Source organism: Marivita sp., from assembly GCF_020055675.1.
Classification (GTDB): Bacteria; Pseudomonadota; Alphaproteobacteria; order Rhodobacterales; family Rhodobacteraceae; genus Marivita.
Map to the genome: position 1 here is coordinate 56,465 of NZ_JAIPUS010000013.1, position 26,182 is coordinate 82,646.

The 26,182-nt window shown below is 64.3% G+C and carries 29 protein-coding genes; 17 read left to right on the forward strand and 12 right to left on the reverse strand.

The window, feature by feature from the left end:
- Window positions 1-33 precede the first annotated feature (33 nt).
- From coaBC to LCF59_RS10515, 3 genes are read left to right on the forward strand one after another with little or no spacing between them, the layout of a single operon-like run.
- On the forward strand, window positions 34-1,227 hold the full coding sequence (gene coaBC, locus LCF59_RS10505) for a bifunctional phosphopantothenoylcysteine decarboxylase/phosphopantothenate--cysteine ligase CoaBC (RefSeq protein ID WP_292287416.1): 1,194 nt from the start codon (window positions 34-36) through the stop codon (window positions 1,225-1,227).
- Between the two features lie 50 nt (window positions 1,228-1,277).
- Entirely contained in the window at window positions 1,278-1,736 is a 459-nt protein-coding gene (dut, locus tag LCF59_RS10510) for a dUTP diphosphatase (protein WP_292287417.1), read from the forward strand.
- Entirely contained in the window at window positions 1,733-2,809 is a 1,077-nt protein-coding gene (locus LCF59_RS10515) for a molybdopterin-synthase adenylyltransferase MoeB (RefSeq protein ID WP_292287418.1), read from the forward strand. Before dut ends, LCF59_RS10515 begins: the two co-directional genes overlap by 4 nt.
- Before the next feature lie 123 nt (window positions 2,810-2,932).
- Here the strand turns inward: LCF59_RS10515 and LCF59_RS10520 are convergent, their stop codons facing one another.
- The gene (locus LCF59_RS10520; RefSeq protein WP_292287419.1) at window positions 2,933-3,943 is read right to left on the reverse strand and encodes a ribose-phosphate pyrophosphokinase; all 1,011 of its coding nucleotides are present in this window, start codon (window positions 3,941-3,943) and stop codon (window positions 2,933-2,935) included.
- A gap of 108 nt (window positions 3,944-4,051) precedes the next feature.
- Here LCF59_RS10520 and LCF59_RS10525 point away from each other — a divergent pair, with 108 nt between their 5' ends.
- The 10 genes from LCF59_RS10525 (at window position 4,052) to LCF59_RS10570 (ending at window position 12,290) form a co-directional block, all read left to right on the forward strand.
- Window positions 4,052-4,651 carry a 2-hydroxychromene-2-carboxylate isomerase gene (locus LCF59_RS10525; protein WP_292287420.1) on the forward strand — a complete coding sequence of 200 codons (600 nt, stop codon included), beginning with the start codon at window positions 4,052-4,054 and terminating at the stop codon, window positions 4,649-4,651.
- A gap of 188 nt (window positions 4,652-4,839) precedes the next feature.
- Complete coding sequence (locus LCF59_RS10530; protein WP_292287421.1) at window positions 4,840-5,763, forward strand: tetratricopeptide repeat protein; 924 nt, start codon at window positions 4,840-4,842, stop codon at window positions 5,761-5,763.
- A 27-nt stretch (window positions 5,764-5,790) separates the two neighbouring features.
- The gene (locus LCF59_RS10535) at window positions 5,791-6,435 is read left to right on the forward strand and encodes an LON peptidase substrate-binding domain-containing protein (protein WP_292287422.1); all 645 of its coding nucleotides are present in this window, start codon (window positions 5,791-5,793) and stop codon (window positions 6,433-6,435) included.
- Window positions 6,432-6,614, forward strand: coding sequence for a Trm112 family protein (locus LCF59_RS10540; RefSeq protein WP_292287423.1), 183 nt, complete (start codon window positions 6,432-6,434; stop codon window positions 6,612-6,614). Before LCF59_RS10535 ends, LCF59_RS10540 begins: the two co-directional genes overlap by 4 nt.
- Before the next feature lie 71 nt (window positions 6,615-6,685).
- Window positions 6,686-7,597, forward strand: coding sequence for a tRNA pseudouridine(55) synthase TruB (gene truB / locus LCF59_RS10545; protein ID WP_292287424.1), 912 nt, complete (start codon window positions 6,686-6,688; stop codon window positions 7,595-7,597).
- On the forward strand, window positions 7,594-8,148 hold the full coding sequence (locus LCF59_RS10550) for a DUF1643 domain-containing protein (RefSeq protein ID WP_367273384.1): 555 nt from the start codon (window positions 7,594-7,596) through the stop codon (window positions 8,146-8,148). The genes truB and LCF59_RS10550 overlap by 4 nt, the downstream gene beginning before the upstream one ends.
- 108 nt (window positions 8,149-8,256) lie before the next feature.
- Window positions 8,257-8,715, forward strand: coding sequence for a hypothetical protein (locus LCF59_RS10555; RefSeq protein WP_292287425.1), 459 nt, complete (start codon window positions 8,257-8,259; stop codon window positions 8,713-8,715).
- A 197-nt stretch (window positions 8,716-8,912) separates the two neighbouring features.
- Window positions 8,913-9,182: a 30S ribosomal protein S15 gene (gene rpsO / locus LCF59_RS10560; protein WP_292287426.1), complete on the forward strand. Its 270-nt coding sequence runs from the start codon at window positions 8,913-8,915 to the stop codon at window positions 9,180-9,182.
- Window positions 9,183-9,515: 333 nt separating this feature from the next.
- A complete protein-coding gene (gene pnp / locus LCF59_RS10565) occupies window positions 9,516-11,657 on the forward strand; it encodes a polyribonucleotide nucleotidyltransferase (protein ID WP_292287427.1) in 2,142 nt (713 codons plus the stop codon).
- A gap of 102 nt (window positions 11,658-11,759) precedes the next feature.
- The gene (locus LCF59_RS10570; RefSeq protein ID WP_292287428.1) at window positions 11,760-12,290 is read left to right on the forward strand and encodes a CIA30 family protein; all 531 of its coding nucleotides are present in this window, start codon (window positions 11,760-11,762) and stop codon (window positions 12,288-12,290) included.
- A 174-nt stretch (window positions 12,291-12,464) separates the two neighbouring features.
- Here the strand turns inward: LCF59_RS10570 and LCF59_RS10575 are convergent, their stop codons facing one another.
- Window positions 12,465-13,151, reverse strand: a complete 687-nt coding sequence (locus LCF59_RS10575) for a response regulator transcription factor (RefSeq protein ID WP_292287429.1) — start codon at window positions 13,149-13,151, stop codon at window positions 12,465-12,467.
- Between the two features lie 167 nt (window positions 13,152-13,318).
- Here LCF59_RS10575 and ribA point away from each other — a divergent pair, with 167 nt between their 5' ends.
- The 4 genes from ribA to LCF59_RS10595 all read left to right on the forward strand — a co-directional run bounded on the left by ribA (window position 13,319) and on the right by LCF59_RS10595 (window position 16,405).
- Complete coding sequence (ribA, locus tag LCF59_RS10580) at window positions 13,319-14,404, forward strand: GTP cyclohydrolase II (RefSeq protein WP_292287430.1); 1,086 nt, start codon at window positions 13,319-13,321, stop codon at window positions 14,402-14,404.
- Between the two features lie 100 nt (window positions 14,405-14,504).
- Complete coding sequence (locus tag LCF59_RS10585; RefSeq protein WP_292287431.1) at window positions 14,505-15,011, forward strand: L,D-transpeptidase family protein; 507 nt, start codon at window positions 14,505-14,507, stop codon at window positions 15,009-15,011.
- Between the two features lie 24 nt (window positions 15,012-15,035).
- A complete protein-coding gene (locus LCF59_RS10590; protein ID WP_292287432.1) occupies window positions 15,036-15,617 on the forward strand; it encodes a uracil-DNA glycosylase family protein in 582 nt (193 codons plus the stop codon).
- A complete protein-coding gene (locus LCF59_RS10595) occupies window positions 15,614-16,405 on the forward strand; it encodes an SseB family protein (protein WP_292287433.1) in 792 nt (263 codons plus the stop codon). Before LCF59_RS10590 ends, LCF59_RS10595 begins: the two co-directional genes overlap by 4 nt.
- 36 nt (window positions 16,406-16,441) lie before the next feature.
- Here the strand turns inward: LCF59_RS10595 and LCF59_RS10600 are convergent, their stop codons facing one another.
- The 10 genes from LCF59_RS10600 to LCF59_RS10645 all read right to left on the reverse strand — a co-directional run bounded on the left by LCF59_RS10600 (window position 16,442) and on the right by LCF59_RS10645 (window position 26,109).
- A complete protein-coding gene (locus tag LCF59_RS10600) occupies window positions 16,442-17,449 on the reverse strand; it encodes a P1 family peptidase (protein ID WP_292287434.1) in 1,008 nt (335 codons plus the stop codon).
- Window positions 17,450-17,534: 85 nt separating this feature from the next.
- Window positions 17,535-18,275, reverse strand: coding sequence for an SDR family oxidoreductase (locus LCF59_RS10605; protein ID WP_292287435.1), 741 nt, complete (start codon window positions 18,273-18,275; stop codon window positions 17,535-17,537).
- A 15-nt stretch (window positions 18,276-18,290) separates the two neighbouring features.
- Window positions 18,291-19,736, reverse strand: a complete 1,446-nt coding sequence (locus tag LCF59_RS10610; RefSeq protein ID WP_292287436.1) for an aldehyde dehydrogenase family protein — start codon at window positions 19,734-19,736, stop codon at window positions 18,291-18,293.
- Window positions 19,714-21,333: an ABC transporter ATP-binding protein gene (locus tag LCF59_RS10615; RefSeq protein WP_292287437.1), complete on the reverse strand. Its 1,620-nt coding sequence runs from the start codon at window positions 21,331-21,333 to the stop codon at window positions 19,714-19,716. The genes LCF59_RS10610 and LCF59_RS10615 overlap by 23 nt, the downstream gene beginning before the upstream one ends.
- Window positions 21,330-22,145, reverse strand: a complete 816-nt coding sequence (locus LCF59_RS10620) for an ABC transporter permease (protein ID WP_292287438.1) — start codon at window positions 22,143-22,145, stop codon at window positions 21,330-21,332. The genes LCF59_RS10615 and LCF59_RS10620 overlap by 4 nt, the downstream gene beginning before the upstream one ends.
- Window positions 22,142-23,089, reverse strand: a complete 948-nt coding sequence (locus tag LCF59_RS10625) for an ABC transporter permease (RefSeq protein ID WP_292287439.1) — start codon at window positions 23,087-23,089, stop codon at window positions 22,142-22,144. The genes LCF59_RS10620 and LCF59_RS10625 overlap by 4 nt, the downstream gene beginning before the upstream one ends.
- 271 nt (window positions 23,090-23,360) lie before the next feature.
- Window positions 23,361-23,651 carry a 4a-hydroxytetrahydrobiopterin dehydratase gene (locus LCF59_RS10630; RefSeq protein WP_292287440.1) on the reverse strand — a complete coding sequence of 97 codons (291 nt, stop codon included), beginning with the start codon at window positions 23,649-23,651 and terminating at the stop codon, window positions 23,361-23,363.
- Window positions 23,648-24,847 (reverse strand): GNAT family N-acetyltransferase, encoded by a 1,200-nt coding sequence (locus LCF59_RS10635; protein ID WP_292287441.1) that lies wholly within the window; start codon window positions 24,845-24,847, stop codon window positions 23,648-23,650. The genes LCF59_RS10630 and LCF59_RS10635 overlap by 4 nt, the downstream gene beginning before the upstream one ends.
- 48 nt (window positions 24,848-24,895) lie before the next feature.
- A complete protein-coding gene (locus LCF59_RS10640) occupies window positions 24,896-25,651 on the reverse strand; it encodes a glycerophosphodiester phosphodiesterase family protein (protein WP_292287442.1) in 756 nt (251 codons plus the stop codon).
- Window positions 25,648-26,109 carry a RidA family protein gene (locus tag LCF59_RS10645; protein ID WP_292287443.1) on the reverse strand — a complete coding sequence of 154 codons (462 nt, stop codon included), beginning with the start codon at window positions 26,107-26,109 and terminating at the stop codon, window positions 25,648-25,650. Before LCF59_RS10645 ends, LCF59_RS10640 begins: the two co-directional genes overlap by 4 nt.
- Between the last annotated feature and the right edge of the window lie 73 nt (window positions 26,110-26,182).

The window sequence follows — 26,182 nt, forward strand, 5'->3', positions numbered from 1 at the left end:
AACAAAGGCTGAGATATTTCAGGACTGAGCCTTATGTTACGCGGCAAACGCATTCTTTTGATCATCGGTGGCGGGATCGCGGCGTACAAGAGCCTCGATCTGATCCGGCGCTTGCGCGAACGCGGGGCCGAGGTGACACCGGTGCTGACCCGCGCCGCGACGGAATTTGTCACGCCGCTGTCGATTTCGGCGCTTGCGGGCGAGAAGGGTTACACCGACCTGTTCGACCTGACGGATGAGGCCGAAATGGGCCATATCCAGTTGTCGCGCGTGGCCGATCTTGTGCTGGTGGCTCCGGCAACGGCGGATTTGATGGCCCGGATGGCGCAGGGCCTGGCCAATGACCTGGCAACGACGCTTCTGCTTGCGACCGATACGCCCGTGATGATCGCCCCGTCGATGAATGTGCGCATGTGGGAGCACCCCGCGACCCGGCGCAACCTGTCGGTGCTGCGTCAGGACGGTGTGACGGTGGTCGGGCCGAACGAAGGGGACATGGCCTGCGGTGAATACGGTCCCGGACGCATGGCCGAGCCGTTGCAAATCGTCGATGCGGCGATCATGGCCCTTGGCGACACGCCCTTGGCGGGGACGCGTCTCATCGTGACATCCGGTCCGACCCACGAGCCGATCGACCCGGTGCGCTATATCGCGAACCGGTCTTCGGGGGCGCAGGGCACGGCGATCGCGGCCGCGTTGCTGTCCTTGGGGGCAGAGGTGGTGTTTGTCACCGGTCCGGCCGATGTCGCGCCGCCGCAGGGCGTCGAGCTGATCCGGGTCGACACGGCGGTCGAGATGCGGGCGGCGGTGATGGCGGCCCTTCCGGCCGATGCGGCCGTCTTTGCCGCGGCGGTTGCCGACTGGCGCGTGGTCGGTGCGTCTGACAGCAAGATCAAGAAGGTGTCGGGCAGCTTCCCGACACTGGAATTCGCGGAAAACCCCGATATCCTTGCCGAGGTGTCGCAACTGGAGCAGGGACGCCCCGGTCTGGTCATCGGCTTTGCCGCCGAGACTGACGACGTGATCGCACATGCCACGGCCAAGCGGGCGCGCAAAGGCTGTGACTGGATCGTGGCGAACAACGTGTCGCCCGAAACCGGGATCATGGGCGGTACCGAGAACAGGGTGACCCTGATCTCGGCTCAGGGCGCCGAGGCCTGGCCCCGCATGGGCAAGGACGCGGTGGCGCGTCAATTGGCTGCACGCATCGCGGATGCGCTGGTCTGAGGTTGCTGCCGGGCCATTTCACACCGTCAGAAATAAAGGAAGGGCAAGGCGTGGTCGCGATCGAGATACATTGGGAAGCCGGGGCGGACCGGTCCCTTGGCCTGCCTGCCTATGCCAGCGCCGGGGCGGCGGGCGCCGACCTGAGGGCGAATTTCCCGGATCGCGGGACGCTGGTTCTCGATCCCGGCACGCGGGGCCTGGTGCCGACAGGCCTTCGCCTCGCGATTCCCGAGGGCTATGAGGTGCAGCTGCGCCCGCGCTCCGGGCTCGCGTTGCGGCACGGGATCACCCTGCCCAATGCGCCGGGAACCATCGACAGCGACTATCGCGGCGAGGTCGGAGTGATCTTGATGAATGCCGGGCAGGGGGTCTTCGAGATCGCCCATGGCGACCGGATCGCGCAGATGGTGGTTGCACCGGTTCTGCGTGCGTCCTTTGTCGCGGTGGACAGTTTGGACGCGACCACCCGCGGGGATGGCGGTTTTGGATCGACCGGGGTGTCGGAATGATCGTTGTCCTTGCAATGGCGGCCGCCCTTTGGGGGCTGGGCGTGATCCTTCGGATTCCCCGCAGTGCGCGACTTTACATGATCGGGCTGCTCTATGTCGGGGTGCTCTTCATCCAGATTGCCCTGCCGTTCGGCCACCCGCTTCGAATGGCGACCGGAGAAAGCGCTGCGCTTTGGATCCTGCTTGGCGTGCTTGCGGCGATCGGGGTCCTGTACGGCCGTGTTGTCGCATGGCTGCGGGGCCGCGCCCAGATCAAGGAACAGGCCGAGGCGCCCCCGGTGGTGCGGGGGGAGACCTTCACGTCGAGCGAATTGGAGCGCTATGCGCGGCATATCGTTCTGCGCGAAGTTGGTGGCCCGGGCCAGAAGGCGCTGCGCGATGCCAGGGTGCTGGTGATCGGGGCAGGCGGCCTGGGCGCGCCGGCGCTGCAATATCTTGCGGCAGCCGGCGTCGGGACCATCGGTGTGATCGACGACGAGGTGGTCGAGAACGCGAATTTGCAGCGGCAAGTGATCCACAGCGATTCCGATATCGGCCTGCCCAAGGTGTTTTCCGCGCAGGCCGCGATGGTGGCCCAGAACCCCTATGTCGAGGTGTTGCCCTATCATCGGCGGCTGACCGAAACGGTCGCAGAGGCGCTCTTTGGCGACTATGATCTGGTGCTCGATGGCACGGATAATTTCGAGACCCGCTATCTGGTCAACAGGGCGGCGGTGGAGGCGGGCACGCCGCTCGTGTCCGGTGCCCTGTCGCAATGGGAAGGACAGATTTCTGTCTTTGATCCGGCCCGTGACGCGCCGTGCTATGCCTGTGTTTTTCCCCGGGCTCCGGCAGATGGGCTGGCCCCGTCCTGTGCCGAGGCCGGCGTGATCGGGCCGCTGCCCGGGGTCATCGGGTCGATGATGGCCCTTGAGGCGATCAAGCTGATCTGCGGCATCGGCCAGACACTTCGGGGCGAGATGCTGATCTATGATGCGCTGTGGGGGGAAACCCGGAAAATCACCCTGTCTCGGCGGGCCGATTGTTCGGTTTGCGGCGGGCGTCCCACGGATGGGACGCTTTCCAGCCCCTGAGTTTTCAAGCGCTTGGCAAGGCGCATTTACCAAGCGTTAAGGAATTGGGACCGGCCCTGTCGCTGCGGCATGCCGCGCAAGACCGGTCCCCGCTTCCGTGCGCCGTGGTCCGCCGAACCCTCCCTACAGAATGCCCTCGTAGATCGGGCCGAGTGTCTCGGTTTCGAAAAGCGAGGAAACCGACGTGCCGTTCCAGATGTTCAGGATGGCCTGGGAAAACATCGGGGCGGTGGCGAGTATGCGGATGTTGGCGGCGTCGGAGACGGCTTTGGTGGGTTGAATGGAATCCGTTATGACAAGCGATTTCATCACGGATTTGGTGATCCTCTCCACCGCCGGGCCGGACAGGACACCATGCGTGATGTAGGAATGGACCTCTGTTGCGCCGTGCTGCATGAGGACCTCGGCGGCCTTGCAGAGTGTGCCGGCAGTGTCGCAGATGTCGTCGACAATGATGCATTTCTTGTCCTGCACGTCGCCGATCACCGTCATCTCGGCAATCTCGCCGGGTCTTTCGCGGCGCTTGTCGACGATCGACAGCGGCGCGCCGATCCGTTTGGCCAACTCGCGGGCGCGCGACACGCCGCCGACATCCGGCGAGACCACCATCACGTCGGACATGTCGCCGCCGAATTGTTGCAGCACATCAAGGGCGAAGATCGGCGAGGCATAGAGGTTGTCGACAGGAATATCGAAAAAGCCCTGAATTTGCGCCGCGTGCAGATCCATTGTCAGGACGCGTTCGATCCCGGACGCGGAGATCATGTTCGACACCAGCTTGGCGGTGATCGGCGTGCGGGCCTTGGAGCGGCGGTCCTGCCGGGCATAGCCGAAATAGGGGATCACGGCGGTGATGCGCGCCGCCGAGGATCGGCGCAGCGCGTCGGACATGATGAGAAGCTCCATCAGGTTGTCATTCGCCGGGTTCGATGTGGGCTGGATGATGAACATGTCCTCGCCGCGGACGTTCTCGAAGACCTCGACAAAGATTTCCTGGTCGTTGAAACGCTCGATGCGGGCATCCACCAGCCCGACATTCATGCCGCGATACATGCTCATTCGGCGGGCAATGCCCTTGGCAAGCGGCATGTTCGCATTGCCAGAAATCAGTTTGGGTTCATCAACGCTGGGCATGACAGGGAGGCTCCGTTGGGGCAGACGGTTATAACAGATTCGTGACGTTGCGCTGGCCTTAGCATGGGCCTACGGTCGCGCAAAGTGACACTCGCCCGGAGGGACCGAATGGCCCATATTGATTACTTTTTCTCAACACTCTCGCCATATGCCTATCTCGCGGGTCACCGGATGGAAGAGGTGGCGGCGCGGCATGGCGCGACGGTGACGTATAAACCGCTGGATATCATGGCACTGTTCGCGCGCACCGGCGGCACCGCACCCAAGGACCGGCACCCCAGCCGGCAGGAATTGCGGGCGCAGGAATTGCCCCGCCAGGCGAAAAAACTGGGTATGCCGCTGAATTTGCGGCCTGCCTTCTGGCCGACCAACCCGGCTCCGTCTTCCTATGCGATCATCGCTGCGCAATCGGTGGGTGGCGGGGATCTGCCGGCATTGGTGCAGGGCTTTCTGCGTGCCGTCTGGGCCGAGGAGGCGGACATCGCGGAGGATGAAATTGTGCGCAACATGCTGTCGAACGCCGGCTTCGATCCCGGGCTGGCCGATAGAGGCCTTTTGAGCGGGGCGGAAATCTATGGAGCGAACCTCGAAGAAGCGGTGTTGCGCGGGGCGTTCGGTGCGCCGTTCTACATCACCGACGACGATGCGCGGTTCTGGGGGCAGGACCGGATCGCGGATCTGGACCTGCATCTGTCCGGCAAGATTTGACGCCCTAACCGCTGCGCGCGGGACGGATGTGCACGGGCGGCACCTTTCCGGCTGGCCGGGTGGGCTTGCACGGCCTTCCGGCGCGGTCACGGCATATCGGTGAAATGCGCGGGTCTTGACCCTTGCAAGACGGGGACCGGTACGCCATCTACCGTGTCAAACCAGTACAGTCGGCACAGGAGACAGCGATGATCGAACTCGGACAAGCCCCGGAAGAGAGCGACCTGGTCAAGGAAATCGCGCAGGATGCCTTCATGCCCGAGGTCGTCGAGGCCAGCATGAAGACCCCGATCATCGTGGATTTCTGGGCGCCTTGGTGCGGCCCGTGCAAAACGCTGGGTCCGCAGCTTGAATCGGCGGTGAAAGCGGCGCGCGGCGCGGTCAAGATGGTCAAGATCAATGTCGATGAGGCCGAAGGGCTGGTGCAGGCGCTGGCGCAGCAAGGCCTGCCGATCCAGTCGATCCCGACGATCATGGCTTTTGTGCAGGGGCGTCCTGTCGACATGTTCCAGGGCGCGAAACCCCCGTCGGAGCTGAAGGCGTTCATCGACAAGGCGATCGCGGCCGCGGGCGGCGACAGCGATGGCGGGCTCGATGAGGCCATCGCGGCGGCCGAAGAGATGCTGGAAAGCGGTGCTGTCGAGGATGCGATCCAGACCTTTGCGGCCATCCTGGAAGAAAACCCGACCCACCCGCAGGCCTATTCCGGCATGGTGCGCGGCACGATCGCCCTGGGCGACCTTGAGCAGGCCGAAGCGGTGCTGAACGGTGCGCCGGCCGAGATCGCCACCAGTGCCGAGATCGAGGCCGCGCGGGCGCAGTTGGACCTGGCCAAACAAACGGCCAATTCGGGTCCAGTGGCCGATCTGGAAGCGGCGGTCGAGGCCGATCCCGACAACCACCAGGCGCGGTTCGACCTGGCGCAGGGGCTTTATGCCAAGGGGGACGCGCAGGGGGCGGTTGATCACTTGCTAGAGCTGTTCCGCCGCGACCGCGAGTGGAATGACGGCGCGGCGAGATCCCAGCTTATTACCATTTTCGACGCGCTCAAACCGAATGACCCCGTGGTCCTGTCGGGGCGGCGGCGCCTGAGTTCGATGATATTTGCCTGATCGGTTCGTCAGGCTAGATCGATCGTCATGATTAGAGTCGCCGAATTGCCGGGGTCCATCCCCGTGTTCCCGTTGCCCGGAGCGCTCTTGCTGCCCCGGGCGCGGCTGCCGCTTCATCTGTTCGAGCCGCGCTATTTGCAGATGCTTGAAGATGCCATGAAAACCCCTGCGCGCCTGATCGGCATGGTGCAGCCGAATGTGCGTCCGAACGGCGACAGCGACGCGTTGCATCGCATCGGATGCGCCGGCCGCGTGACGCAGTTTTCCGAGACCGAGGACGGGCGCTACATGATCACGCTCAGCGGGATTTCGCGCTTCCGGGTCGTCAGGGAGGTCGAGGGGTTCGCGCCCTATCGCAAGTGCGAGGTGAACTGGGACGGCTTTGACCGCGACCAGGGCGGGCCCGAGCACGACCGCGGTTTCGACCGGGACGCGTTCATGGGGCTGCTGGACCGCTATTTCGACGCGCGCGAGCTGTCGGCGGACTGGCCGACCCTGTCGGACGCCGATGACGAGCTTTTGATCAATTCGCTGTCGATGCTTCTGGATTTCGAACCCGAGGACAAACAGGCCCTGCTGGAGGCGCCATCGTTGTCGACACGGCGCGAAACGCTTGTCACGCTGATCGAATACGCGCTGCGCGGCGGCCAGTCCGAGGACATTTTGCAATGACCGAGACACCGGAGTTTGACCGCAAGATGCTTGAGGCGCTGGTGTGCCCGCAGACGCAAGGCCGGCTTGAATTCGATGCGTCGACGCAGGAATTGATCAGCCATAGTGCGCATCTGGCCTATCCGATCCGCGACGGGATTCCCGTCATGCTGATCGACGAGGCCCGCGAGATCGACTGACGCGGCCCGGCCGAATTGACAGGCCCCGTGCCCTGCGATACCTCGCCGGTCTTTCAGGCAGGTGAGAGCATATGGGACGCAAACGCAAGGGGCGAGATATTTCCGGCTGGCTGGTGGTGGACAAGCCCGCGGGCCCGACATCGACCGCTGTTGTCAACAAGGTGCGCTGGGCGTTCGATGCCAAGAAGGCGGGGCATGCCGGCACGCTGGATCCGGACGCGACGGGCGTTCTGGCCGTGGCGCTGGGCGAGGCGACCAAGACCGTGCCGTATATCACCGACGCCCTGAAGGCTTACGAATTTACCGTGCGGCTGGGCCAGGCCACCAAGACCGATGATGCCGAGGGCGATGTGATCGCCAGATCCGACCTGCGCCCCGATGATGACGCCATCAAGGACGCGTTGCACGGCTTCGTTGGCGAAATCATGCAGGTGCCGCCGCAGTTTTCCGCCGTGAAGATCGATGGCGAGCGCGCCTACAAGCGGGCCCGCGACGGTGAGGACATGGACCTGGCCGCGCGCCCCTTGTGGGTCGAGGAATTGACGCTGCTGGACCGGCCCGATGCCGATCACGCGGTGCTCATGCTGGTATGTGGCAAAGGCGGCTATGTCCGGTCCATCGCGCGGGACCTGGGCGAGGTGCTGGGCTGTCTGGGCCATGTTCAGAGCCTGCGGCGTGTCTGGTCCGGGCCGTTCGAGGCCTCCGAGGGGATCAGCCTCGACCAGGTCGAAGCGCTGGCGCGGACACCGGAACTGGACAGGTATTTGCGCCCCATCGAGGAGGGCCTGGCGGACCTGCCCGAGCTGACATGCACGCCCGAAGCGGCGGTGAAGCTGCGCAACGGCAACCCGGCGATGGTGATCGCCTCGGGGGTCGAGTACGGCGAGGAATGCTGGGTGTCCTGCGATGGCACACCTGTCGCGGTGGGGCGCTACAAGAGCGGGGACATGCACCCGTCACGGGTGTTCGTGCTGCCGTCGTGACGGTTCTGCCGCCAGCGATCGCCGGTGGGCTGGTGCATCGGTTGCACAGGGGCGAGGGCTGCGTGTCGCGGGTCTGGTATTCGCCTTGTGACCGCTATCGTTACGGGCTGTCGCGGGTCTGGGACGTGGACCGGCCTGCGCTTTTGTTCATCATGCTGAACCCGTCCACGGCGGATGAGCGTCGCAATGACCCGACAGTGGCGCGGTGCGAGACGCGGGCACGGCGCATGGGCTTCGGGGCGGTGATGATCGCCAATATCTTTGCCTTTCGCGCGACGCGTCCCCTGGATTTGAAACGGGCCGCCGCCGCGACCGGCGCGATGACCGATGCGGTTCTGCTGTATTGGACCGCCCGGGCCGGGATGACGATTGCCGCCTGGGGGGTGCATGGCGGGCATCTCGGGCGCGGGCCAGAGGTCGCGCGGCGGGTGGCCGAACCGATGTATCACCTGGGTCTGACCAAGGACGGGCACCCGCGGCATCCGTTGTACGTGTCGTTCGAAACGGCGCCTGTCGCCTGGCCAGTGGCGGCGCGATACGCGGCGGCGTGAGACCGTTTCAAATTGGCAGGGTTTTCGCGCGGTGATCAGGCCGCGCCTTACGCTTCCTTTACGCTTTGATCCTAGGGTGATGCCACGTCTCAAGCGCAGCGGATCCTGATGGCTTTGTTCTCGCTCTCTCTTGCCGGCCTGTTTGGAAGGCCTTTTCGGGCAGGCCGGCGTCCTCTTCCGGGCAAGCGGCAGGTACCGTCGCGCGACCTGACGCCGCCACCGGGGTGGCCGGATGTCCCGGTTGACGCGCTGGGCCTGTTCCAGCGTGAAGGACGGATCAATGCGCCGATGGACCACGCGGAGACGCGCGGGTTGCACACGGCGTCTGCGCGATCTTGGCCATGTGCTGCGTCCGCAGGCAGGCCGCAGCGGGTCGATACAGTCGATGCCGCGCAGGATGTGCTCCTGTCCCGGGTCGATCCCGGCCATGCGCATGTGCCACAGGTCAGCCTGCGCCTGTCGGAACACGAACATGACTGGACGGATGTTCTTCTGGACGGTGCGGTGATCGTGCAGGTGCCGACGGCTGCGTTACGGGCACGAGCCGCGCCCCGGCGATTGATGTGACGCGGCTTTGACAGGGCCGTGTCTGCGGGTGTGTCAGGGGGCGTCGGGGCTGTCCGGCCCGGTGCAGAAGGGGTTTCCAACGTCTCATTTATCCCCTATACGCCCGCATCCGCACCGATTGCGGAGATTCTCCATGGGCCCTGCTGGACGACATCCCGGCTTGTGCCATTCACACAAACCTTCGAAAGGAGACCCCGATGTCGATCACCGTTGAAGAAAAGAACCGCCTGATCAAGGAATTTGCAACCAAGGACGGCGATACCGGTTCGCCCGAGGTCCAGATTGCCATCCTGACCAGCCGGATTTCCACCCTGACCGAGCATTTCAAGACGCACAAGAAAGACAACCATTCGCGTCGTGGCTTGCTCAAGCTGGTGGCACTGCGCCGCAAGCTCCTGGATTACACCAGGAAAAAGGACGAAGCGCGCTACAAGGACCTGATCAAACGCCTGGGTATCCGCCGCTGACGCAAGCGATACGCTATGGTTTCCGGAGCGCCCGAGCCGTTGGTTCGGGCGTTTTTCTTTGCGGACGGATCAGCGGATCGTCAGGATCTTGATCAGCGGTTTCCTGATCTTGGCAGCCTTGGGCACCGTCGCGGTTTTGGCGGGGTGGCCCCTCAAATCCCCCGGTGGGCTTAAGATGCTTTGCAAATCTGGCCGAATGATGTATCCGCGCGTCATCTGAGACGTGACGCTTTGACCCCGGCGCATGACAGGATGAAGGGGTCGGCGGCAATGGGGCCGCCATGAAAACGGGAGACCCGGAGGGCCGGGAGTGCTCCCTTACAGGATACGATGATGTTCAATACGACGACGAAAACGATGCAGTGGGGCGAAGAAACGCTCACACTGGAAACGGGCAAGGTTGCCCGTCAGGCTGATGGCAGCGTGATCGCCACACTTGGCGAAACGAGCGTGATGGCGAATGTGACCTTTGCCAAACAGCCCAAGCCCGGTCAGGATTTCTTTCCGCTGACCGTGCATTACCAGGAAAAATACTATGCCGCCGGTAAAGTGCCCGGTGGCTTTTTCAAGCGCGAGGCACGTCCGACCGAGAAAGAGACGCTGACCGCCCGTTTGATCGACCGCCCGCTGCGGCCGCTTTTCGTGCCGGGTTTCAAGAACGAAGTGCTGGTGATGTGCACCGTGCTGTCACACGACCTGGTCAATGATCCGGACATCGTCGCGATGATCGCGGCGTCGGCGGCGCTGACGATTTCGGGGGCTCCGTTCATGGGTCCGATCGCGGGCTGCCGGGTCGGCTATTCGGACGGCGACTACATCCTCAACCCCGAAGTCGAGGACATGAACCAGCTGCGCAACAATCCCGAGCAGCGGCTCGACCTGGTTGTCGCGGGCACCAAGGACGCCGTCATGATGGTGGAATCGGAGGCTTACGAGCTGTCCGAGGAAGAGATGCTGGGCGCGGTGACCTTCGCGCATGAGCAGATCCAGCCGGTTGTCGACCTGATCATCGATCTGGCCGAAGCGGCGGCGAAAGAGCCGTTCGATTTTCAGCCGCCGGATTATTCCGAGCTTTATGATGCGGTGAAAGCCGCAGGCGAGGACAAGGTCCGCGCCGCCTACGCGATCACCGACAAGCAGGACCGCACCGGTGCGGTGGCGCAAGCGAAGGAAGATATCGTCGCGGCGCTGACCGAGGACCAGCAGGAAGATCCGAACCTTGGATCGGCCTTGAAAAAGCTGGAAGCCGCGGTTCTGCGCGGCGACGTCGTCAAGTCCGGCAAGCGGATCGACGGCCGTGCGCTGGACGAGGTGCGTGACATCGTCTGTGAAACCGGGTTCCTGCCGCGCACGCATGGGTCGGCGCTTTTCACCCGTGGTGAAACGCAGGGTCTTGTCGTGACAACGCTTGGCACGGGCGACGATGAACAAATTATCGACGCGCTGCATGGCAATTATCGGTCGAACTTCCTTCTGCACTACAACTTCCCGCCCTATTCGGTCGGTGAAGCGGGTCGCGTCGGTCCTCCGGGACGTCGCGAGATCGGTCACGGCAAGCTGGCGTGGCGCGCGCTTCAGGCGGTTTTGCCGGCGCCGACGGACTTCCCTTATACCGTGCGCGTGGTGTCCGAGATCACCGAATCGAACGGGTCCTCCTCGATGGCGTCTGTCTGCGGCGGGTCCTTGTCGATGATGGACGCGGGCGTGCCGCTCAAATCCGCGGTGGCCGGTGTGGCGATGGGCCTGATCCTCGAAGAGGATGGATCCTACGCGGTGCTGACCGACATCCTGGGGGACGAAGACCACCTTGGCGACATGGACTTCAAGGTTGCCGGTACCGAGAACGGGATCACGTCGTTGCAGATGGACATCAAGATCGCGGGCATCACACCCGAGATCATGAAGAAAGCCCTCGCGCAGGCGAAAGACGGGCGGATGCACATCCTCGGCGAGATGAACAAGGCGCTGACCGGCGCTGCGGACTTCTCTGTTCATGCGCCACGCATCGAGACGATGCAGGTTCCGACCGACAAGATCCGCGAAGTGATCGGGTCGGGCGGCAAGGTCATCCGCGAGATCGTGGAAACCTCGGGTGCGAAGGTCGATATCAACGACGAAGGCATCATCAAGATCGCCAGCCCGAATGGCGAAGCCATTCAGAAGGCCTATGACATGATCTATTCGATCGTGGCAGAGCCCGAAGAAGGCCAGGTCTACAAGGGCAAGGTTGTCAAGATCGTCGATTTCGGCGCTTTCGTGAACTTCTTTGGCAAACGCGATGGTCTGGTGCATGTGTCCCAGATCGAAAATCGCCGCCTGAACCATCCGTCGGATGTGCTCAAGGAAGGTCAGGAGGTCTATGTGAAGCTTCTGGGCTTTGACGACCGCGGCAAGGTGCGCCTTGCGATGAAGATGGTCGACCAGGAGACCGGCGAAGAGACGGCGCCTGAGAAAAAGGCCGAAGACGCGGACTGAAGGTCTGCGCCTTGACGGTGGAAAGGCGCGCCTTCGGGGGCGCCTTTTTCGTTCGTGGTGGACTCGATGACCCCAGCCCCTACCTTTCGTGGTATGAGACTGATGGCAGTGATCGCAGGAGTTATGATGGCGGGGCAGGCAATGGCCGGACCGGTGTTCGAAGAGTTTGCAGGCAATGCAGGCGCGCGGTGGGCTTTCGTTGCCGACCGGGTGATGGGCGGCCTGTCGTCGGGCGAGGCACAGATCATCGGGTCGGGGCCGGAGGCTGTGCTGCGGCTCACCGGGACCGTGAGCACCGACAACAATGGCGGCTTCATCCAGGCCCGGCGCAGGTTTTCCGATCCCTGGCCCGACGCGACGGAGGGGCTGGACCTGCGTGTCCGGGGGAATGGTGCGACATACCACGTCTTTCTGAAAACGCCGGACCTGTCGCGCGTCTGGTATTCCTACCGGGCGACATTCGTGGCCCCCTCGGACTGGCAGGAGATTCGATTGCCCCTGGCCGATTTCGAGCCGTCCCATGACGCGATGCCACAGAGCTTCGCCGCCTCCGACGTGCGTAGCATCGCCATCGTCGCCTATGGTGCGGATTTTGAAGCGGATGTCTCGATCGACCGGATTGGACTCTATTGACCAATCCGGGGCGTCCCCCGGCGGACAAAAAAAGACCCCGGAGCAAAGTCCGGGGCCAGGTCCAACAGGGAGGTGCATATGATAACCCGCATATGCGACGGGAACTTGTTGAATTCAAAAATAAATATTCGCGTCAAATACCTCATTGATCTGGATCAACACAAGACCAACCCTTTACGAGGCAAGCCTGTATCCACCGGACTCTGTTACCAGTAAACGCGCGTTGGAGGGATCGGGTTCAATTTTTTGTCTCAGGCGGTAGATATGCGTTTCGAGCGTGTGGGTCGTGACGCCGGCATTGTAGCCCCAGACCTCGTGCAGCAGCGTGTCGCGCGGCACCACGCCTTCGGTGGAGCGGTAGAGGAATTTGAGGATGTTCGTCTCTTTCTCGGTCAGGCGAATTTTCTTGTCGTCCTCTGTCACCAGGAGCTTCATAGACGGTTTGAACGTATAGGGTCCGAGGGTGAAAACCGCGTCTTCCGATTGTTCGTGCTGGCGCAATTGCGCGCGGATGCGGGCCAGAAGCACCGGGAACTTGAAAGGCTTGGTGACATAATCATTGGCGCCGGCGTCGAGACCAAGGATCGTATCGGAATCGGAATCATGCCCGGTCAGCATCAGCACCGGGGCCTTGACCCCTTGCTTGCGCATCAGGCGGCACAGCTCGCGGCCATCGGTATCGGGCAGGCCGACATCGAGGATGATGAGATCGTAAAGCTCTTCCTTGATGCGGCTCATCGCGGCGGCGCCGGTCTCTGCTTCGAAGACTTCGAAGTCCTCGGTCATCACCATCTGCTCGGCCAGGGCTTCGCGCAGGTCATCATCGTCGTCGACCAGAAGGATGTTCTTGAGCTGGGCCATGTTCGTGTCTCCGTTCGTTTCATAACACATGGTCGGGGCGTTGCGCCGGAGCAAGAATTGCTGCAAGTGTTTCACGGCCTCGTGTCTGTTGGAGGCGAATGTTACATGAATCAGGGTCTTTTGTTGCAGAGTGTCCCTGACTTACTCCTGTGGGAGACGACACCTCAATGAGCCTTGCGCCTGACATCACCGACCTCCTGGCGCGCGCGCGGGCCGATTTGCGCATGGGTGTGCCGATTGTCCTGGGGCGGCGCGACGGGATTCTGGTGCTGGCTGCGGAAACGCTGTCGTCGGCCCGGTTGGACGACGTGATCGCGTTGCCGGGGGCGGCGGACCTTGTTCTGACGGGACGGCGGGCGGAAACGCTCAAGGCGCGGGCCTATGATGGCGATGTGGCCCGCGTGGCCCTTCCCGAGGATGCCACGCTGCGCTGGGTGCAGGCGCTGGCCGATCCGGCGGATGATCTGGCGCACCCGATGAAAGGGCCCTTGGTCACCCGGCGCGCCGGCGATGCCAGCCTTCATCGTCTGGCCGTGACCCTTGCGAAATCGGCGCGGTTGCTGCCCGCGGTTGTCGTGATCCCCCTGGAGGACGCGGCCCGCTTTGCCGGGATGCACGGGTTGACCTGCCTGGACCCAGAGGAAGCGGCGCCGAGGATCGGTGCATCCGTGGTGTTCGACGGCGTGATCTCGGCGCGTGTCCCGCTTCGCGCGGCGGAAAATGCGCGGCTGCACGTGTTCCGGCCCGAGGATGGATCGGAAGAGCATTACGCGATCGAGATCGGCCGCCCCGACCGCGGGGCGCCGGTTCTGGCGCGGCTGCATTCGGCCTGTTTCACCGGTGATCTGCTGGGCAGCCTGAAATGCGATTGCGGGCCGCAGCTCAACGCGGCGTTGGACCGGATGGGCGCCGAGGGCGCGGGTGTCCTGCTCTACCTCAACCAGGAGGGGCGCGGGATCGGGCTTGCCAACAAGATGCGGGCCTATGCGTTGCAGGATCAGGGCTTCGACACGGTGGAGGCCAATCACCGGCTTGGTTTCGAAGACGACGAACGGGATTTCCGGATCGGGTCCGAGCTGTTGCGGCGGCTTGGATTCTCGGCGGTCCGGTTGATGACAAACAATCCAGCCAAGATCGACATGATGACCCGCAACGGCATCGAGGTGGCCGAACGCGTGCCGCTTCACGTGGGCGAGACGCCGCATAACACCGCGTATCTTGCCACCAAGCGGGCAAAATCCGGGCATATCTAGCGATGCCGCGGGCCTGGACATATCATCGCCATGCGCGCCGGCACGGTCGGGTGGGCCGGCGCGATCTGGTTGGTCCGGTGGACGTACAGGGGCAAACAAGATGACGCGACACGACATGGTTCTGACCCGGCAAGGCGTGCGCTTCATGGGACGGCTGTGGCCCTGCACGATCGGGCGCGGCGGTGTCACCGCTGACAAGCGTGAAGGGGATGGCGCGACGCCTGTCGGGGTGCACCGGATCGTCGGGCTGCTTTATCGGCCGGACCGGATGGCGCGGCCGACCGATTGGGCGCTGCCGATCCGGCCGGGCGATCTCTGGTCCGATGATCCGGCGCATGAGGATTACAACCTGATGGTACGGGCGCCCTACCCGCACAGCCACGAGGCCTTGCGACGCGCCGACCCGCTCTATGATCTGGTGCTGCTGACGGATTGGAACTGGCCGTCTGCCACGGCAGGACGCGGATCGGCGATTTTCCTGCATCGCTGGCGCAGGCGCGGGGTTCCCACGGCGGGCTGTGTCGCCTTTCGGCCCGATCACCTCGGGCGGATTGCCCGGATGATACGGTACCAGACGCGTTTGATTGTCCCGGCCTCTTTGGTTTGAGACCACAGGGCCTATCTCTCCGGCATGAGCATTCAGGACCGTCTTTCGACGTGCACGATCTGTGCCGAGCGTTTTGCCGCGACCGCCACGCAGCACCGGCCCAAGCCGGTCGTGTGGTTCCGCGCCGGTGCGCGTCTGCTGATCTGTAGCCAGGCCCCCGGGTTGCGCGCGCATTCCAGCGGGCTGCCGTTCGACGATCCATCGGGCGATCGCCTGCGTGCCTGGCTGGGGCTGGACCGGGCGGCGTTCTACGATCAGAGCCGCGTCGCGATCGTGCCGATGGGCTTTTGTTTTCCCGGCTATGATGCCGCCGGGTCCGACTTGCCGCCGCCCGCGATTTGCCGTCAGACGTGGCATGACGCGGTGTTGAGGCATGTCGGTGCGGTGCCGCTCAAGCTGGTGATCGGTGGCTATGCGCAAAAGTACCATCTGGGTACGACATCCGGTGTGACCGAGACGGTGCGCCGTTGGCGCGACCATTGGCCGGGTGTTCTGCCCTTGCCGCATCCAAGCTGGCGCAATACCGGTTGGTTGAAGAAGAACCCGTGGTTCGAGGCCGAGGTGCTGTCCGTGCTGCGCGCGCGGGTCAAGGAGGTGATGGCATGACTTTGGAAACCCCGCTGGACCACGCCCATGCGGCGATGCAGGCAGATGCGCAGGCGGATGCGCCGCGGCTACGCTTTTATGACCGTCTCGCGGAGGCGGAGCTTTTCGTGTTGCTCGCACGCGAGGCCGAGGGCGATCAGGCCGAGCCGGAATTGTTCGACGTCGGCGACGCGCGCTTCGTGCTGGCCTTTGACACCGAGGACCGGCTGAGCGGGTTTGCCGGGCGCGCGGTGCCCTATGTCGCGGTGTCGGGGCGGACAATCGTGGGCATGCTGGCCGGGCAGGGCATTGGCATTGCCCTGAACCCCGAGGTCGCCCCCTCCGCGATCCTGCTTCCCTCCGATGCGGTGGATTGGCTGGCCGAAACGGTTGCGCAGGGGCCAAGTGAGGCCGAGGCGCGGCCCGAGGAATTCCGGGCTCCGGGGGCTTTGCCGGACGCGGTGCTCGAGGCGGTCGATGCCAAGCTGCGAACGGCCGTGGGTTTGGCGCGATGCGGCTACCTGGCCGAAGTGCTTTATGACACGGGCGTGCGCGGCCACCTGATCGGGTTCACAGGCACCGTTCCGGGGGCGGAAGACGCGCTTGCGCGGGCGATCCAGGAGGCGTTGGTGTTTTCCGGTCTGGAGGCAGCCGCACTCGACGTGGTGTTCCTGCGCGACAGCGATCCGGTGACGGCGCAGCTTGCCCGCGTCGCCTTGCGGTTCGACCTGCCGGAACCGGATGCGCCCGCGCGGGTCGAGCGGATGGCGCCCGGCAGCGACCCCGAGAAACCGCCGATCCTGCGCTGAGCAAGCACCGGTGACGGCCGCTGCAAAACCGATCGCTCAGGGGCGCCCGTGCTCTTGTCGAAAGGTCGGCAGGGCGTCACCGCTGCCGGGTGTCGCCGCCCAGATCGCCCGCGCAATGGCCCGGGTCATGCAGAGGGCGGCGTAATGGCCGAGCATCGGCATCACCTCCTCTGCCGGGGGCGCGTGGCGCGCGGTGCTGGCGGCAAAGATCAGGTCGCCGTCATAAGGCGTGTGTGATGGCACCAAGGCGCGGGCAAAGCCGTCATGCGCAGCGGTGGCAAGCCGTTTGCAGGCGGCCTTGTCGAGTGTCGCATCCGTTGCGACGATCCCGATGGTCGTATTGCCATGCTGCGCCATGGCCGCTGCCTTGCGGCTGGGCGGCAGCGGCTGCAGGTTGGCTTGCGGATCGGGACCGAGGCCGCCGAATTCATCGCCGATTTCGAACGGTGCGGCCCAGAAATGTCGGCCGGAGGGGGTTGTCGCACGTCCCAGGGCGTTGACGACCACCAGCGCGCCGATTGTGGAGCCATCCTGCAGAACCAGCGAGGCCGACCCAAGCCCGCCCTTGTGCCGGGCGTCGGTGGCGCCGGTGCCTGCGCCCGCGGTGCCGATCGCGAAATCCCGGGTGACATTGGCCAGCGCCTGCGCCCCCAGCAGGGGGTAGGGATTGTCCGTCCAGTGCTTGTCGCCATTGTTCAGAAGATCGAAGATGATCGCGGCGGGCACGATGGGCACGCGGGCGGCGTGGATCCGAAATCCGCGGCCCTGTTCGGCGAGCATGTCCATCACGCCCTGTGCCGCGGCAAGGCCGAAGGCCGACCCGCCGGACAGAACCAGCGCATCGACACCCGGCACGGTCTTATCCGGCTCCAGCAGGTCGGTGTCACGGGTCCCCGGTGCGCCGCCCATGACAGCGCAGCTCGTGGTCATCGGGCCCTGTTCGGACAGCAGGACCGTGGTGCCGGACTTGAGACGGGCGTCCTCCGCGTTGCCCACCGCAAGGCCGGGAACATCGGTGATCAGGTTGCGGGGGCCGGGTGTCACGCCGGGATCTCGGTGCTGGCCGCGTCGGAGTGAGGGGCCAGCCCCTCACACTCCCCGGGATATTTTTGAAACAAAGAAGATCGGCTCATATACAGCGTCCCCCGTCCACTTCCATGCAGACGCCGGTGATCATGCCGGCCGCGTCGGAACACAGGAAGGCCGCGGCGCTGCCAAGGTCCTGCGGCGTGGAAAAACGGCCCAGCGGGATGGTGGAGAGGAATTTCGAGCGCATCTCGGGGGTGTCTTCGCCCATGAAGCTCTTGAGCAGGGGCGTTTCGCCCGCCACCGGGTTGAGCGCGTTGACGCGGATGCCGGAGGGGGCGAGTTCTACCGCCATCGTGCGGGTGGCGGTGTTCATCCAGCCTTTGGACGCGTTGTACCAGTTCAGATTTGGCCGGGGGGATACGCCTGCAGTCGAGGCGATGTTGAGGATCGCACCGGTCTGGCGGTGCTTGAGATGCGGCACCAGCGCGCGGGCGGTGAGGTAGACGGATTTGCAATTCACCGCGAACACGCGGTCGAAATCATCTTCGGTGATCTCTTCCATCGGGGCGGGCAGATGCGTGACGCCTGCATTGTTCACGAGGATGTCGACATGGTCCATCCGAGCGATTGCGGTTTCGATCATGTCGGACACTTGATCGCCGTTCGACACATCCGCGCGATGCGCGATGCCGGCGATGTCGGTGGCAACGGCCTGGGCCGCGTCGATGTCGAGATCGACCACCATGACCTTCGCGCCTTCGGCGGCGAAGCTGCGCGCGATTCCCGCGCCGAAGCCCGACGCGGCCCCGGTCACGATCGCGGTTTTTCCATCCAAGTTCATGTCTTGTCCCCCTGTTCAGCCGTGTTTTGCAGCGACGGTTTTCAGAGTCGAGAAGCCATAAAGCGCCTCGACCCCCTTTTCGCGGCCATGGCCGGATTTGCCGATGCCGCCGAACGGCAGTTCGACGCCGCCGCCTGCGCCGTAATTGTTGATGAAAACCTGCCCGGTTTTCAGCGCCTTGGCCAGCCGCATCTGGCGCCCGCCGTCGTTTGTCCAGACCCCGGCGACAAGGCCATAGGAGGTGCCGTTGGCGATCTGGATCGCCTCGTCTTCCGTGTCGAAGGGGATGAGCACTTGCACCGGGCCGAAAAGTTCGTCCTGCGCCAGCGGGTGATCCGGCGCCGTGGGTCCATAAAGCCGCGGTTGCACATAGGCACCGCCCGCGGGCAGGTCGGCGGGACGCGGCGTTTCGGCGATCAGGGGCAGGTCGCCGGCCGCCCCGAGCAGGGTCTCGAGCCGGGACTTTTGTTTCAGGGAGACCAGCGGGCCGATATCGGGATCGCTGTCGGCGGGGCCGATCCGTTTGGCGCGGTAGGCGTCGCCCATGCGCCGGGCCAGGTCGTCGTATATGGTGCGCTGGATCAGGATGCGTGACGCGGCCGAACAGGTCTGGCCCGCGTTCTGCAGCCCGGCATTGACGAGAAAGGGCAAGGCCGCCTCCAGGTCGGCATCGGCGAACACGATCTGGGGGGATTTGCCGCCAAGTTCGAGCGTGACGGGCACGACATTGCGTGCCGCCAGCGTCTGGATCGTTCTGCCGGTGTCGACCGATCCGGTGAAACTCAGGTGGTGCACACCCGCATGACCGGCCAGCGCCGCGCCCGCCTCTGCGCCGAGACCCGGCACCACGTTGATCGCGCCATCGGGCAGCCCTGCCTCTTGCGCCAGATGGGCGAAAAGAAGCGCCGTAAGACAGGCATCCTCGGCCGGTTTGAGCACGCAGGCATTGCCCATGGCCAGCGCCGCCCCGACCGAGCGTCCGATGATCTGCATGGGGTAGTTCCACGGCACGATATGGCCGGTCACGCCGTGCGGCTCGCGGAGCGTGTAAACGGTGTAGCCGTCGAGATAGGGGAGTGTCTGACCGTGCACCTTGTCCGCCGCGCCGCCGTAGAATTCGCAGTAGCGGGCCAGGGCGAGGGCGTCGTTGCGCGCCTGGGTCACCGGTTTGCCGACGTCGAGCGTCTCGAGCGTGGTGAAGAGATCGACATCGTCGAGGACTAGCTGACCCAGCCGGGTCAGGCAGCGGCCCCGCTCCAGTGCCGGCATCTGGCCCCAGGCGCCGTCACGCGCGGCCTGTGCGGCGGCGACAGCGGCGTCGATATTCGTCTCTGACCCGCGGGCGATGGTGCACAGCCTGTCCCCGGTTGACGGGTTTACGAGCGGCAGGACCCGGTCCGTGGCGCGCCATGTGCCGGCGATCAGGATATGGCTGGGATCAAAGGGCAGGATCGGGAGCATATGGGGTCTTCTCCAGGTCTTCGGGCAGCCGGGGGGCCGCTGCCATGAGTGTGCGGGTATAGGGGTGGTCCGGGGCATCGAACAACGCTCGGGTGGGGCGGTCCTCGACGATCTTGCCGGCCTGCATCACAATCACGCGGTCGGTGATCGACCGAACCACGCTCAGGTCGTGGCTGATGAAGAGATAGGTCAGCCCGTATGCGCGGCTGAGATCGGCCATGAGGTCGAGGATCTGCGCCCGCACCCGCACATCGAGCGCCGATACCGCTTCGTCGAACACGATCAGGTCGGGCTTGATGATGAGCGCGCGGGCAATCGCGATGCGCTGGCGCTGGCCGCCGGAAAAGGCATGGATGTGCTTGTCCGCGTCGCGCGGAGACAGTCCCACGGCCGTGAGCGCATCCGCGATCGCACCGTCCAGTGCGCGGCCCGTGGGCGCATCGTCAAGAAGGTGAAACGGCTCCGAGACAAGCCGCGCGACCCGGTGGCGGGGGTTGAAGCTGCCGTATGGATCCTGGAACACCACCTGCATCTTGCGGCGCACGGTCAGGTTCGGGTGGCCGCCTTGCCAGACCGGATCGCCGTCGAGCGTGATGCGCCCCGACTGCGTTGCCTCCAGCCCGAGAATGGCGCGGGTGAGGGTGGATTTACCACAGCCCGACTCGCCGACGAGGCCGACGCGTTCGCCGCGCCTGATCTCGAAGCTGACATGATCGACGGCGCGAAAGGTCTGGCGCGCGCCGAAAAGCGTCTTGCGCGGTAGTGGAAAGTCGCGGCTGACAGACTGCACCGACAGGAGCGGAGTATCGGCCTTGGCCGGGCCAAGATCGGCCTGATGCCGCGATGCCTCGAAAAGCTGCCGGGTGTAGCTGTGGCGCATCTCGTGCAGCACGTCGCGGGTCGGCCCGGACTCCACGATCTCGCCGTGGCGCATGACATTGAGCGTGTCGGCCATGTCGCTGACCACGGCCAGATCATGGGTGATCATCATCAGCGCCATGCCCTGTCCCCGCGCGAGGCCGCGCAGCAGATCGAGGATTTGCGCCTGGGTGGTCACGTCAAGCGCCGTGGTCGGCTCATCCGCGATCAGCAGACGCGGGCGCAGGGCAATGGCCATCGCGATCACGACACGCTGGCGCTGCCCGCCGCTCAACTCGTGCGGATAACGCGACAGCGGGAACCGGTCGGGCGGCAGGCCGACGCGATCAAGAACCTCCCGGGCGCGCTCTTCAGCCATTTTGGGCGTCATCGATTTATGCACCAGGATCGTCTCCATCACCTGCGCGCCGATGGTTTGCACCGGGTTGAGGGCGGTCATCGGTTCCTGGAACACCATGCCGATCTCGCGTCCGCGCAGGTCGCACATCTGCGGCTCGGGCAGGCTCAAAAGGTCAGTGCCGTCGAAGTGGATTGCGCCGCCGGTTCCGGTGCCCTTGGGCAAGAGCCCCATGGTGGCAAAGGCTGTCATGGATTTGCCCGATCCGCTTTCGCCGGTCAGCGCGGTGATCTCGCCTTCAGCAATCCTTAAGGAAATGCCGTGCAGGATGGCCGTGTCATGAATCGAAAGAGAAAGGGACTCGATGTTCAGAAGGCTCATGTGCGCACCACCTTGAGGCGGGGGTCCAGCGCGTCGCGCAGCCCGTCTCCCAGCAGGTTGAGCCCCAGCACCATGGCGACGATGGTCAGCCCTGGGATCAGGGCGACATGCGGGGCCAAGGCCACCATCGTCTGTGCATCCGCCAGCATGCGACCCCAGCTTGGGATCGGGGGCTGTGCGCCAAGGCCGACATAGCTCAGGCCTGCCTCCGCCAGGATACCAAGACTGAACTGGATGGTGCTCTGGACGATCAGCAGGTTGGCAACGTTGGGCAGGATGTGTTCCGCGCTGATGCGCGTGCGGCTTTTGCCGGCGACCCGCGCCGCGAGGACGAAGTCGCGCGTCCAAAGGCTGAGCGCGGCCCCACGGGTGATGCGGGCGAAAACGGGGATGTTGAAGACACCGATGGCGATGATCGCATTGGTGGCCGAGGGACCGAACACGGCGGTGATGAGGATGGCGATGACCAGCGACGGAAAGGCGAAGATCAGATCATTCATCCGCATGATGACCTCGTCAAGAAGTCCGCCGTCGCGTGCAGCGGCGGCAAGGCCCAACGGGACGCCAAGCCCCATGCCGATGCCCACCGCCACCAAAGCGACGGCAATCGAGGTCCGCGCCCCGACCATAAGCATCGACAGGATGTCGCGGCCGAAATGGTCCGTGCCCAGAAGGTTGCCCGCTCCGGGGGGCTGCAGGCGGTTCGGGATGTCCATCGCCTCCACGCTGTCGGGGGTCCAGGTGAAGGACAGGATCGCGGCCAGCAGGAACAGCCCGGTGAGCGCGCCGCCAAGGATCAGGTTTCGGCTCATGTCCGTGCCCTCAGCCGCGGATCGATGGCTGCATAGGCCAGATCGACCAGGAAATTCACCATGATGACGGCGAAAACCAGAAGCATGACAACCGATTCCACGACGATCAGGTCGCGCTGGGTTATGGCCTGGAAAATGAGCCGCCCCAGACCGGGAAGAAAAAACACCTGTTCGATGATGATGGCTCCCGCCAGCAGGAAGGCGAATTGCAGCCCGATAATCGTCAGCACCGGGATCAGCGCGTTGCGCACCCCGTGCCGCCAAAGCGCCTGGCGCGCCGAAAGACCCTTGGCGCGGGCGGTGCGGATGAAATCCTCGTTCAGGATATCAAGAAGCGAAGACCGCATCACGCGGGTGAGGATCGCGGCCTGTGGCAGGGCAAGCGCAATCGCCGGCAGGGTGAGCGCCTTGAGCCCGGCCCAGAATCCGACGTCCCAACCGGGAAAGCCACCGGCGCTGAACCAGCTCAGGTTTATGGCAAAGATCAGCACAAGCATCATGGCAAACCAGAAATTCGGGATCGCGACACCAAGCTGCGTGGCCCCCGTCACTGCCAGGTCGCCCGATCCGCCACGGCGTGCGGCAGCGAAAATTCCCGCTGGAAAAGCGATGAGCGTCGACAATGTCAGGGCATAGATCGCAAGCGGCAGCGATACCCACAACCGGTCTGCGATCATCTGGGCAACCGGGGTGCGATAGGTATAGGACATGCCGAAATCGCCGGTGAGCATCCCGCCGGCCCAGCTCAGGTAACGGGCCAATTTCGATTGGTCGAGGCCAAGTTCGGTCCGCAGCGCCGCCACGGTGTCAGGTTGGGCATTGATGCCGAGCATGAAGGTCGCCGGATCCCCCGGGGCCACCTCGACCACGACGAAAATGACCACCGAGGCCACGATCAGGCTCAGTCCGAGAGAGAACAAGCGTTTGAAGAAATAGCGCATCATCGCGCGCAAGTTAGACCAAGCCGTTTGGCAAAGAAAAGGCGAATAATGGTTCTGTCGGTGCCGTGTTGCCGCGCGGGGATCGCGCCACCCGGCCAGAGTGCGCCCTGCTTGGTGCGCCGCCCCCGAAACGAAAGAGAGCCACGACGAAATGTCGCAGAAACCGGGGTCTTTTCAAAGGTTTGCGGAGGGGGTGCCCGGGGCTTTTGCCGGCGACAAGACCATTGTCACCGACGGCGAAACCCTGCGGTTGGCAGGGTTTCGCGCTGCGCCGTCAAAGGCTGTCGAGTTTGCGCGCCAGTTTGGCATCCAGCGACGAAAGGCCACCGACATCATGCGTGGTCAAAGTGACGTCGACCCGATTGTAGACATTGGCCCATTCCGGATGGTGGTCCCATTTTTCGGCCCAAAGCGCGGCACGGGTCATCCATGCGAAGGCTTCGGTAAAATCGGCAAACTTGAACGTCTTGCTGATCGCATCGCGATCTTCCAGAAGCGTCCAACCCGACTCTTTCAACGGGTCGAGCACGCTCTTGCGAACTTCGTCAGAAAGTTTCTCGGTCATTCTTGCTCCTCAATCTGGTCTTTTCTGAACGGGCCATAGCTGGTCAGGATCTCGATATCCTGACCGACGGCTTGCGACTCGGCTTCGAGATATCGGGCCACCGCGTCGGAAAACCCGGCATCCCCGATCCAGTGCAGCGAATGCGTGTAGACGGGAAGATACCCGCGCGACAGCTTGTGTTCGCCCTGCGCCCCCGCCTCGACCCGCGACAAACCATGCGCGACAGCATGGTCCATCGCCTGATAATAGCACAGTTCGAAATGCAGACAGGGGTGGTCTTCGATGCAGCCCCAGTAGCGCCCGTACAGCGTGTCTCGTCCGATCACGTTCAGCGCGCCTGCGACCCATTCGCCATCGCGTTCGGCCATGACCAGCAGGATATCGTCGCGCAGCTGGTCCTGGGCGATGTCGAAGAAGCGGCGCGTCAGATAGGGCGTGCCCCATTTGCGCGCGCCAGTGTCCTGGTAGAAATCCCAGAATGCCGCCCAGTGCTCGGGCTGTATCTGGTCCCCGGTGAAGTGCTGGATCGTCCCGCCGAACGCCTGCGCGCGGGCGCGTTCCTTGCGGATGGTCTTGCGCTTGCGCGAACTGAGATCCGCGAGAAACCCGTCAAAGCTGTCATAGCCGCGATTGTCCCAATGGTATTGCTGGGTCCGTCTGCGCAGCAGGCCGATCTGTTCGCCGGCAATGGCCTCGTCCTCCGTGCAGAAGGTGACATGCAGCGACGAGAGCTGGTTGTCGGCGGCCACTTGTATCGCGCCCTGAACAAGCGCGCCAAGGCCTTCGGCGTCGTATCCCGGCCGGGTGAGGATCCGCCGCCCGGTCGCCGGGGTGAAGGGAACGGCGATTTGCAACTTCGGGTAATACCGGCCCCCTGCGCGTTCCAACGCATGGGCCCAGTTGTGATCGAAGATGTATTCGCCCTGGCTGTGGCTTTTGGCATAGAGCGGTGCGCAGGCGATGATCCGGCCGTCCAGCTCCGCCGTCAGGTAGCGCGGGTCCCAACCCGTGCCGGTGCCGACAGAGCCGCTGTCCTCGAGGGCCTTGAGAAACCGGTGCGTGGTGAACGGATCGCGGGCGCGCCCGCCATCTTCGGTTTCCGGGCAGGCGCAGGCATCCCAATCCTCTGCCGCGATCTGCGACAGCGAAGAGTGCATGGTAACGGCGATCGTGGGCGCGTCAGCGGGGTCCGACATGGCGTTTCCTTCGGTCTGCCCTGAAAGGTGGGCCGCAACGGCGCGTGTTCAAGCGGCGTAGCCTTCAAAGGTGATGTTGTCGGCCAGGTCGCGCGCTTCGGTTTCCTGTTCGCGGCTGCGTATTGTCCAGCACAGGATCGGCACGCCCTGTTGTTTGCGCAGTTGCACGAACGGCAAGTCGAGGTCGGTCCTGTCGTAGCTGAGAAACGACGCGCCAACCGTGTCGAAATCCGCAATCGCGGCCAGCCGCGCGCGGGTGTCGACGGGCACATGCGGGTCATCCGTCTGGCGCCAGGCCGCGCCGACCAAGCCGCGCGGGACGCCCGGCGCCAGTCGTCCGAACCGGTCCACCATATCCGGGTTGAAGGACATCACCGCCACCGGACCGGCATAGCCGGCCAGCGCGTCGGCGGTCGCCTGTTCGAGCCGACCGTCGCTGTCGCCCATCACGCCGGATTGGTCCTTTACCTCGATCAGCAGCGGCACGGTGCCATTGATGGCGCGCAGCACCTGGGGCAGTGTCTGGAGTGTGTCCGGGCCGCCTGTCAGTGCGATGTTCTGCAAGGTGGCGGCGTCGCGGTCGTGCACCGGGCCGGTTCCATCGGTCAGGCGGTCCAGGTCGGTGTCGTGGAACACCATGGCCACACCATCGCGCGACAATTGCACGTCCAGTTCGATGCCATATCCCGCGTCCATCGCGGCGGCAAAGGCGGACCGGCTGTTTTCGATCCGCCCTGCGGCTGCGTCGTGATAGCCGCGATGGGCGATGGGCCGGGCCAGGAACGCCGGGGGCAGGGCTGTCATAGCAATTCGAAGATCCCTTCGATCTCGACTGCGACGCCAAAGGGCAGGGAGGCGGCCGACACCGCGGAGCGCGCGTGCCGCCCGTTGTCCCCCAGAACGTCGACCATCAGATCCGAGGCGCCGTTGACCACCTTGGGCTGGTCGCCGAACTCGGCGGTCGAGTTGACGAACCCGACCAGCTTGACCAGGCGCACCCGGCCCAGGTCGCCGCCCGCGGCCTTGCGGGCCTGTGCGAGCAGCGCCAATGCGCAGTGCTTTGCCGCCTCGGCCCCCGCCTCGACCTCCAGGTCAGCGCCGAGCTTGCCCGTGATCAATCCGTCGGGCCCGTTGGGCAACTGTCCCGAGACGTAAATCTGGTTTCCGGTCTGTACGACAGGCACGTAATTCGCCGCCGGAGCAGGGGCGTCGGGCAGGGTCAGCCCCAGCTCGGCAAGGCGGGCGTCGATGGTGTTGGTCATGGTGTCTCCCTCGTGTTGTGGCGAACGGTATTGCGTGATCCGGAAAATGGAAAGCGGGTTCTCACCTTGTGTG

Coding starts and splice junctions, on each gene's coding strand:
- LCF59_RS10590 (WP_292287432.1), top strand. CDS start 15,036: ATGAGCATTCAGGACCGTCTTTCGACGTGCACGATCTGTGCCGAGCGT.
- LCF59_RS10645 (WP_292287443.1), bottom strand. CDS start 26,109: ATGACCAACACCATCGACGCCCGCCTTGCCGAGCTGGGGCTGACCCTG.
- pnp (WP_292287427.1), top strand. CDS start 9,516: ATGTTCAATACGACGACGAAAACGATGCAGTGGGGCGAAGAAACGCTC.
- LCF59_RS10575 (WP_292287429.1), bottom strand. CDS start 13,151: ATGGCCCAGCTCAAGAACATCCTTCTGGTCGACGACGATGATGACCTG.
- truB (WP_292287424.1), top strand. CDS start 6,686: ATGGGACGCAAACGCAAGGGGCGAGATATTTCCGGCTGGCTGGTGGTG.
- LCF59_RS10540 (WP_292287423.1), top strand. CDS start 6,432: ATGACCGAGACACCGGAGTTTGACCGCAAGATGCTTGAGGCGCTGGTG.
- ribA (WP_292287430.1), top strand. CDS start 13,319: ATGAGCCTTGCGCCTGACATCACCGACCTCCTGGCGCGCGCGCGGGCC.
- LCF59_RS10530 (WP_292287421.1), top strand. CDS start 4,840: ATGATCGAACTCGGACAAGCCCCGGAAGAGAGCGACCTGGTCAAGGAA.
- LCF59_RS10615 (WP_292287437.1), bottom strand. CDS start 21,333: ATGAGCCTTCTGAACATCGAGTCCCTTTCTCTTTCGATTCATGACACG.
- LCF59_RS10515 (WP_292287418.1), top strand. CDS start 1,733: ATGATCGTTGTCCTTGCAATGGCGGCCGCCCTTTGGGGGCTGGGCGTG.
- LCF59_RS10610 (WP_292287436.1), bottom strand. CDS start 19,736: ATGCTCCCGATCCTGCCCTTTGATCCCAGCCATATCCTGATCGCCGGC.
- LCF59_RS10585 (WP_292287431.1), top strand. CDS start 14,505: ATGACGCGACACGACATGGTTCTGACCCGGCAAGGCGTGCGCTTCATG.
- LCF59_RS10595 (WP_292287433.1), top strand. CDS start 15,614: ATGACTTTGGAAACCCCGCTGGACCACGCCCATGCGGCGATGCAGGCA.
- LCF59_RS10630 (WP_292287440.1), bottom strand. CDS start 23,651: ATGACCGAGAAACTTTCTGACGAAGTTCGCAAGAGCGTGCTCGACCCG.
- rpsO (WP_292287426.1), top strand. CDS start 8,913: ATGTCGATCACCGTTGAAGAAAAGAACCGCCTGATCAAGGAATTTGCA.
- LCF59_RS10525 (WP_292287420.1), top strand. CDS start 4,052: ATGGCCCATATTGATTACTTTTTCTCAACACTCTCGCCATATGCCTAT.
- LCF59_RS10640 (WP_292287442.1), bottom strand. CDS start 25,651: ATGACAGCCCTGCCCCCGGCGTTCCTGGCCCGGCCCATCGCCCATCGC.
- LCF59_RS10520 (WP_292287419.1), bottom strand. CDS start 3,943: ATGCCCAGCGTTGATGAACCCAAACTGATTTCTGGCAATGCGAACATG.
- coaBC (WP_292287416.1), top strand. CDS start 34: ATGTTACGCGGCAAACGCATTCTTTTGATCATCGGTGGCGGGATCGCG.
- LCF59_RS10535 (WP_292287422.1), top strand. CDS start 5,791: ATGATTAGAGTCGCCGAATTGCCGGGGTCCATCCCCGTGTTCCCGTTG.
- LCF59_RS10620 (WP_292287438.1), bottom strand. CDS start 22,145: ATGAGCCGAAACCTGATCCTTGGCGGCGCGCTCACCGGGCTGTTCCTG.
- LCF59_RS10625 (WP_292287439.1), bottom strand. CDS start 23,089: ATGATGCGCTATTTCTTCAAACGCTTGTTCTCTCTCGGACTGAGCCTG.
- LCF59_RS10605 (WP_292287435.1), bottom strand. CDS start 18,275: ATGAACTTGGATGGAAAAACCGCGATCGTGACCGGGGCCGCGTCGGGC.
- LCF59_RS10635 (WP_292287441.1), bottom strand. CDS start 24,847: ATGTCGGACCCCGCTGACGCGCCCACGATCGCCGTTACCATGCACTCT.
- LCF59_RS10555 (WP_292287425.1), top strand. CDS start 8,257: ATGGCTTTGTTCTCGCTCTCTCTTGCCGGCCTGTTTGGAAGGCCTTTT.
- LCF59_RS10570 (WP_292287428.1), top strand. CDS start 11,760: ATGGCAGTGATCGCAGGAGTTATGATGGCGGGGCAGGCAATGGCCGGA.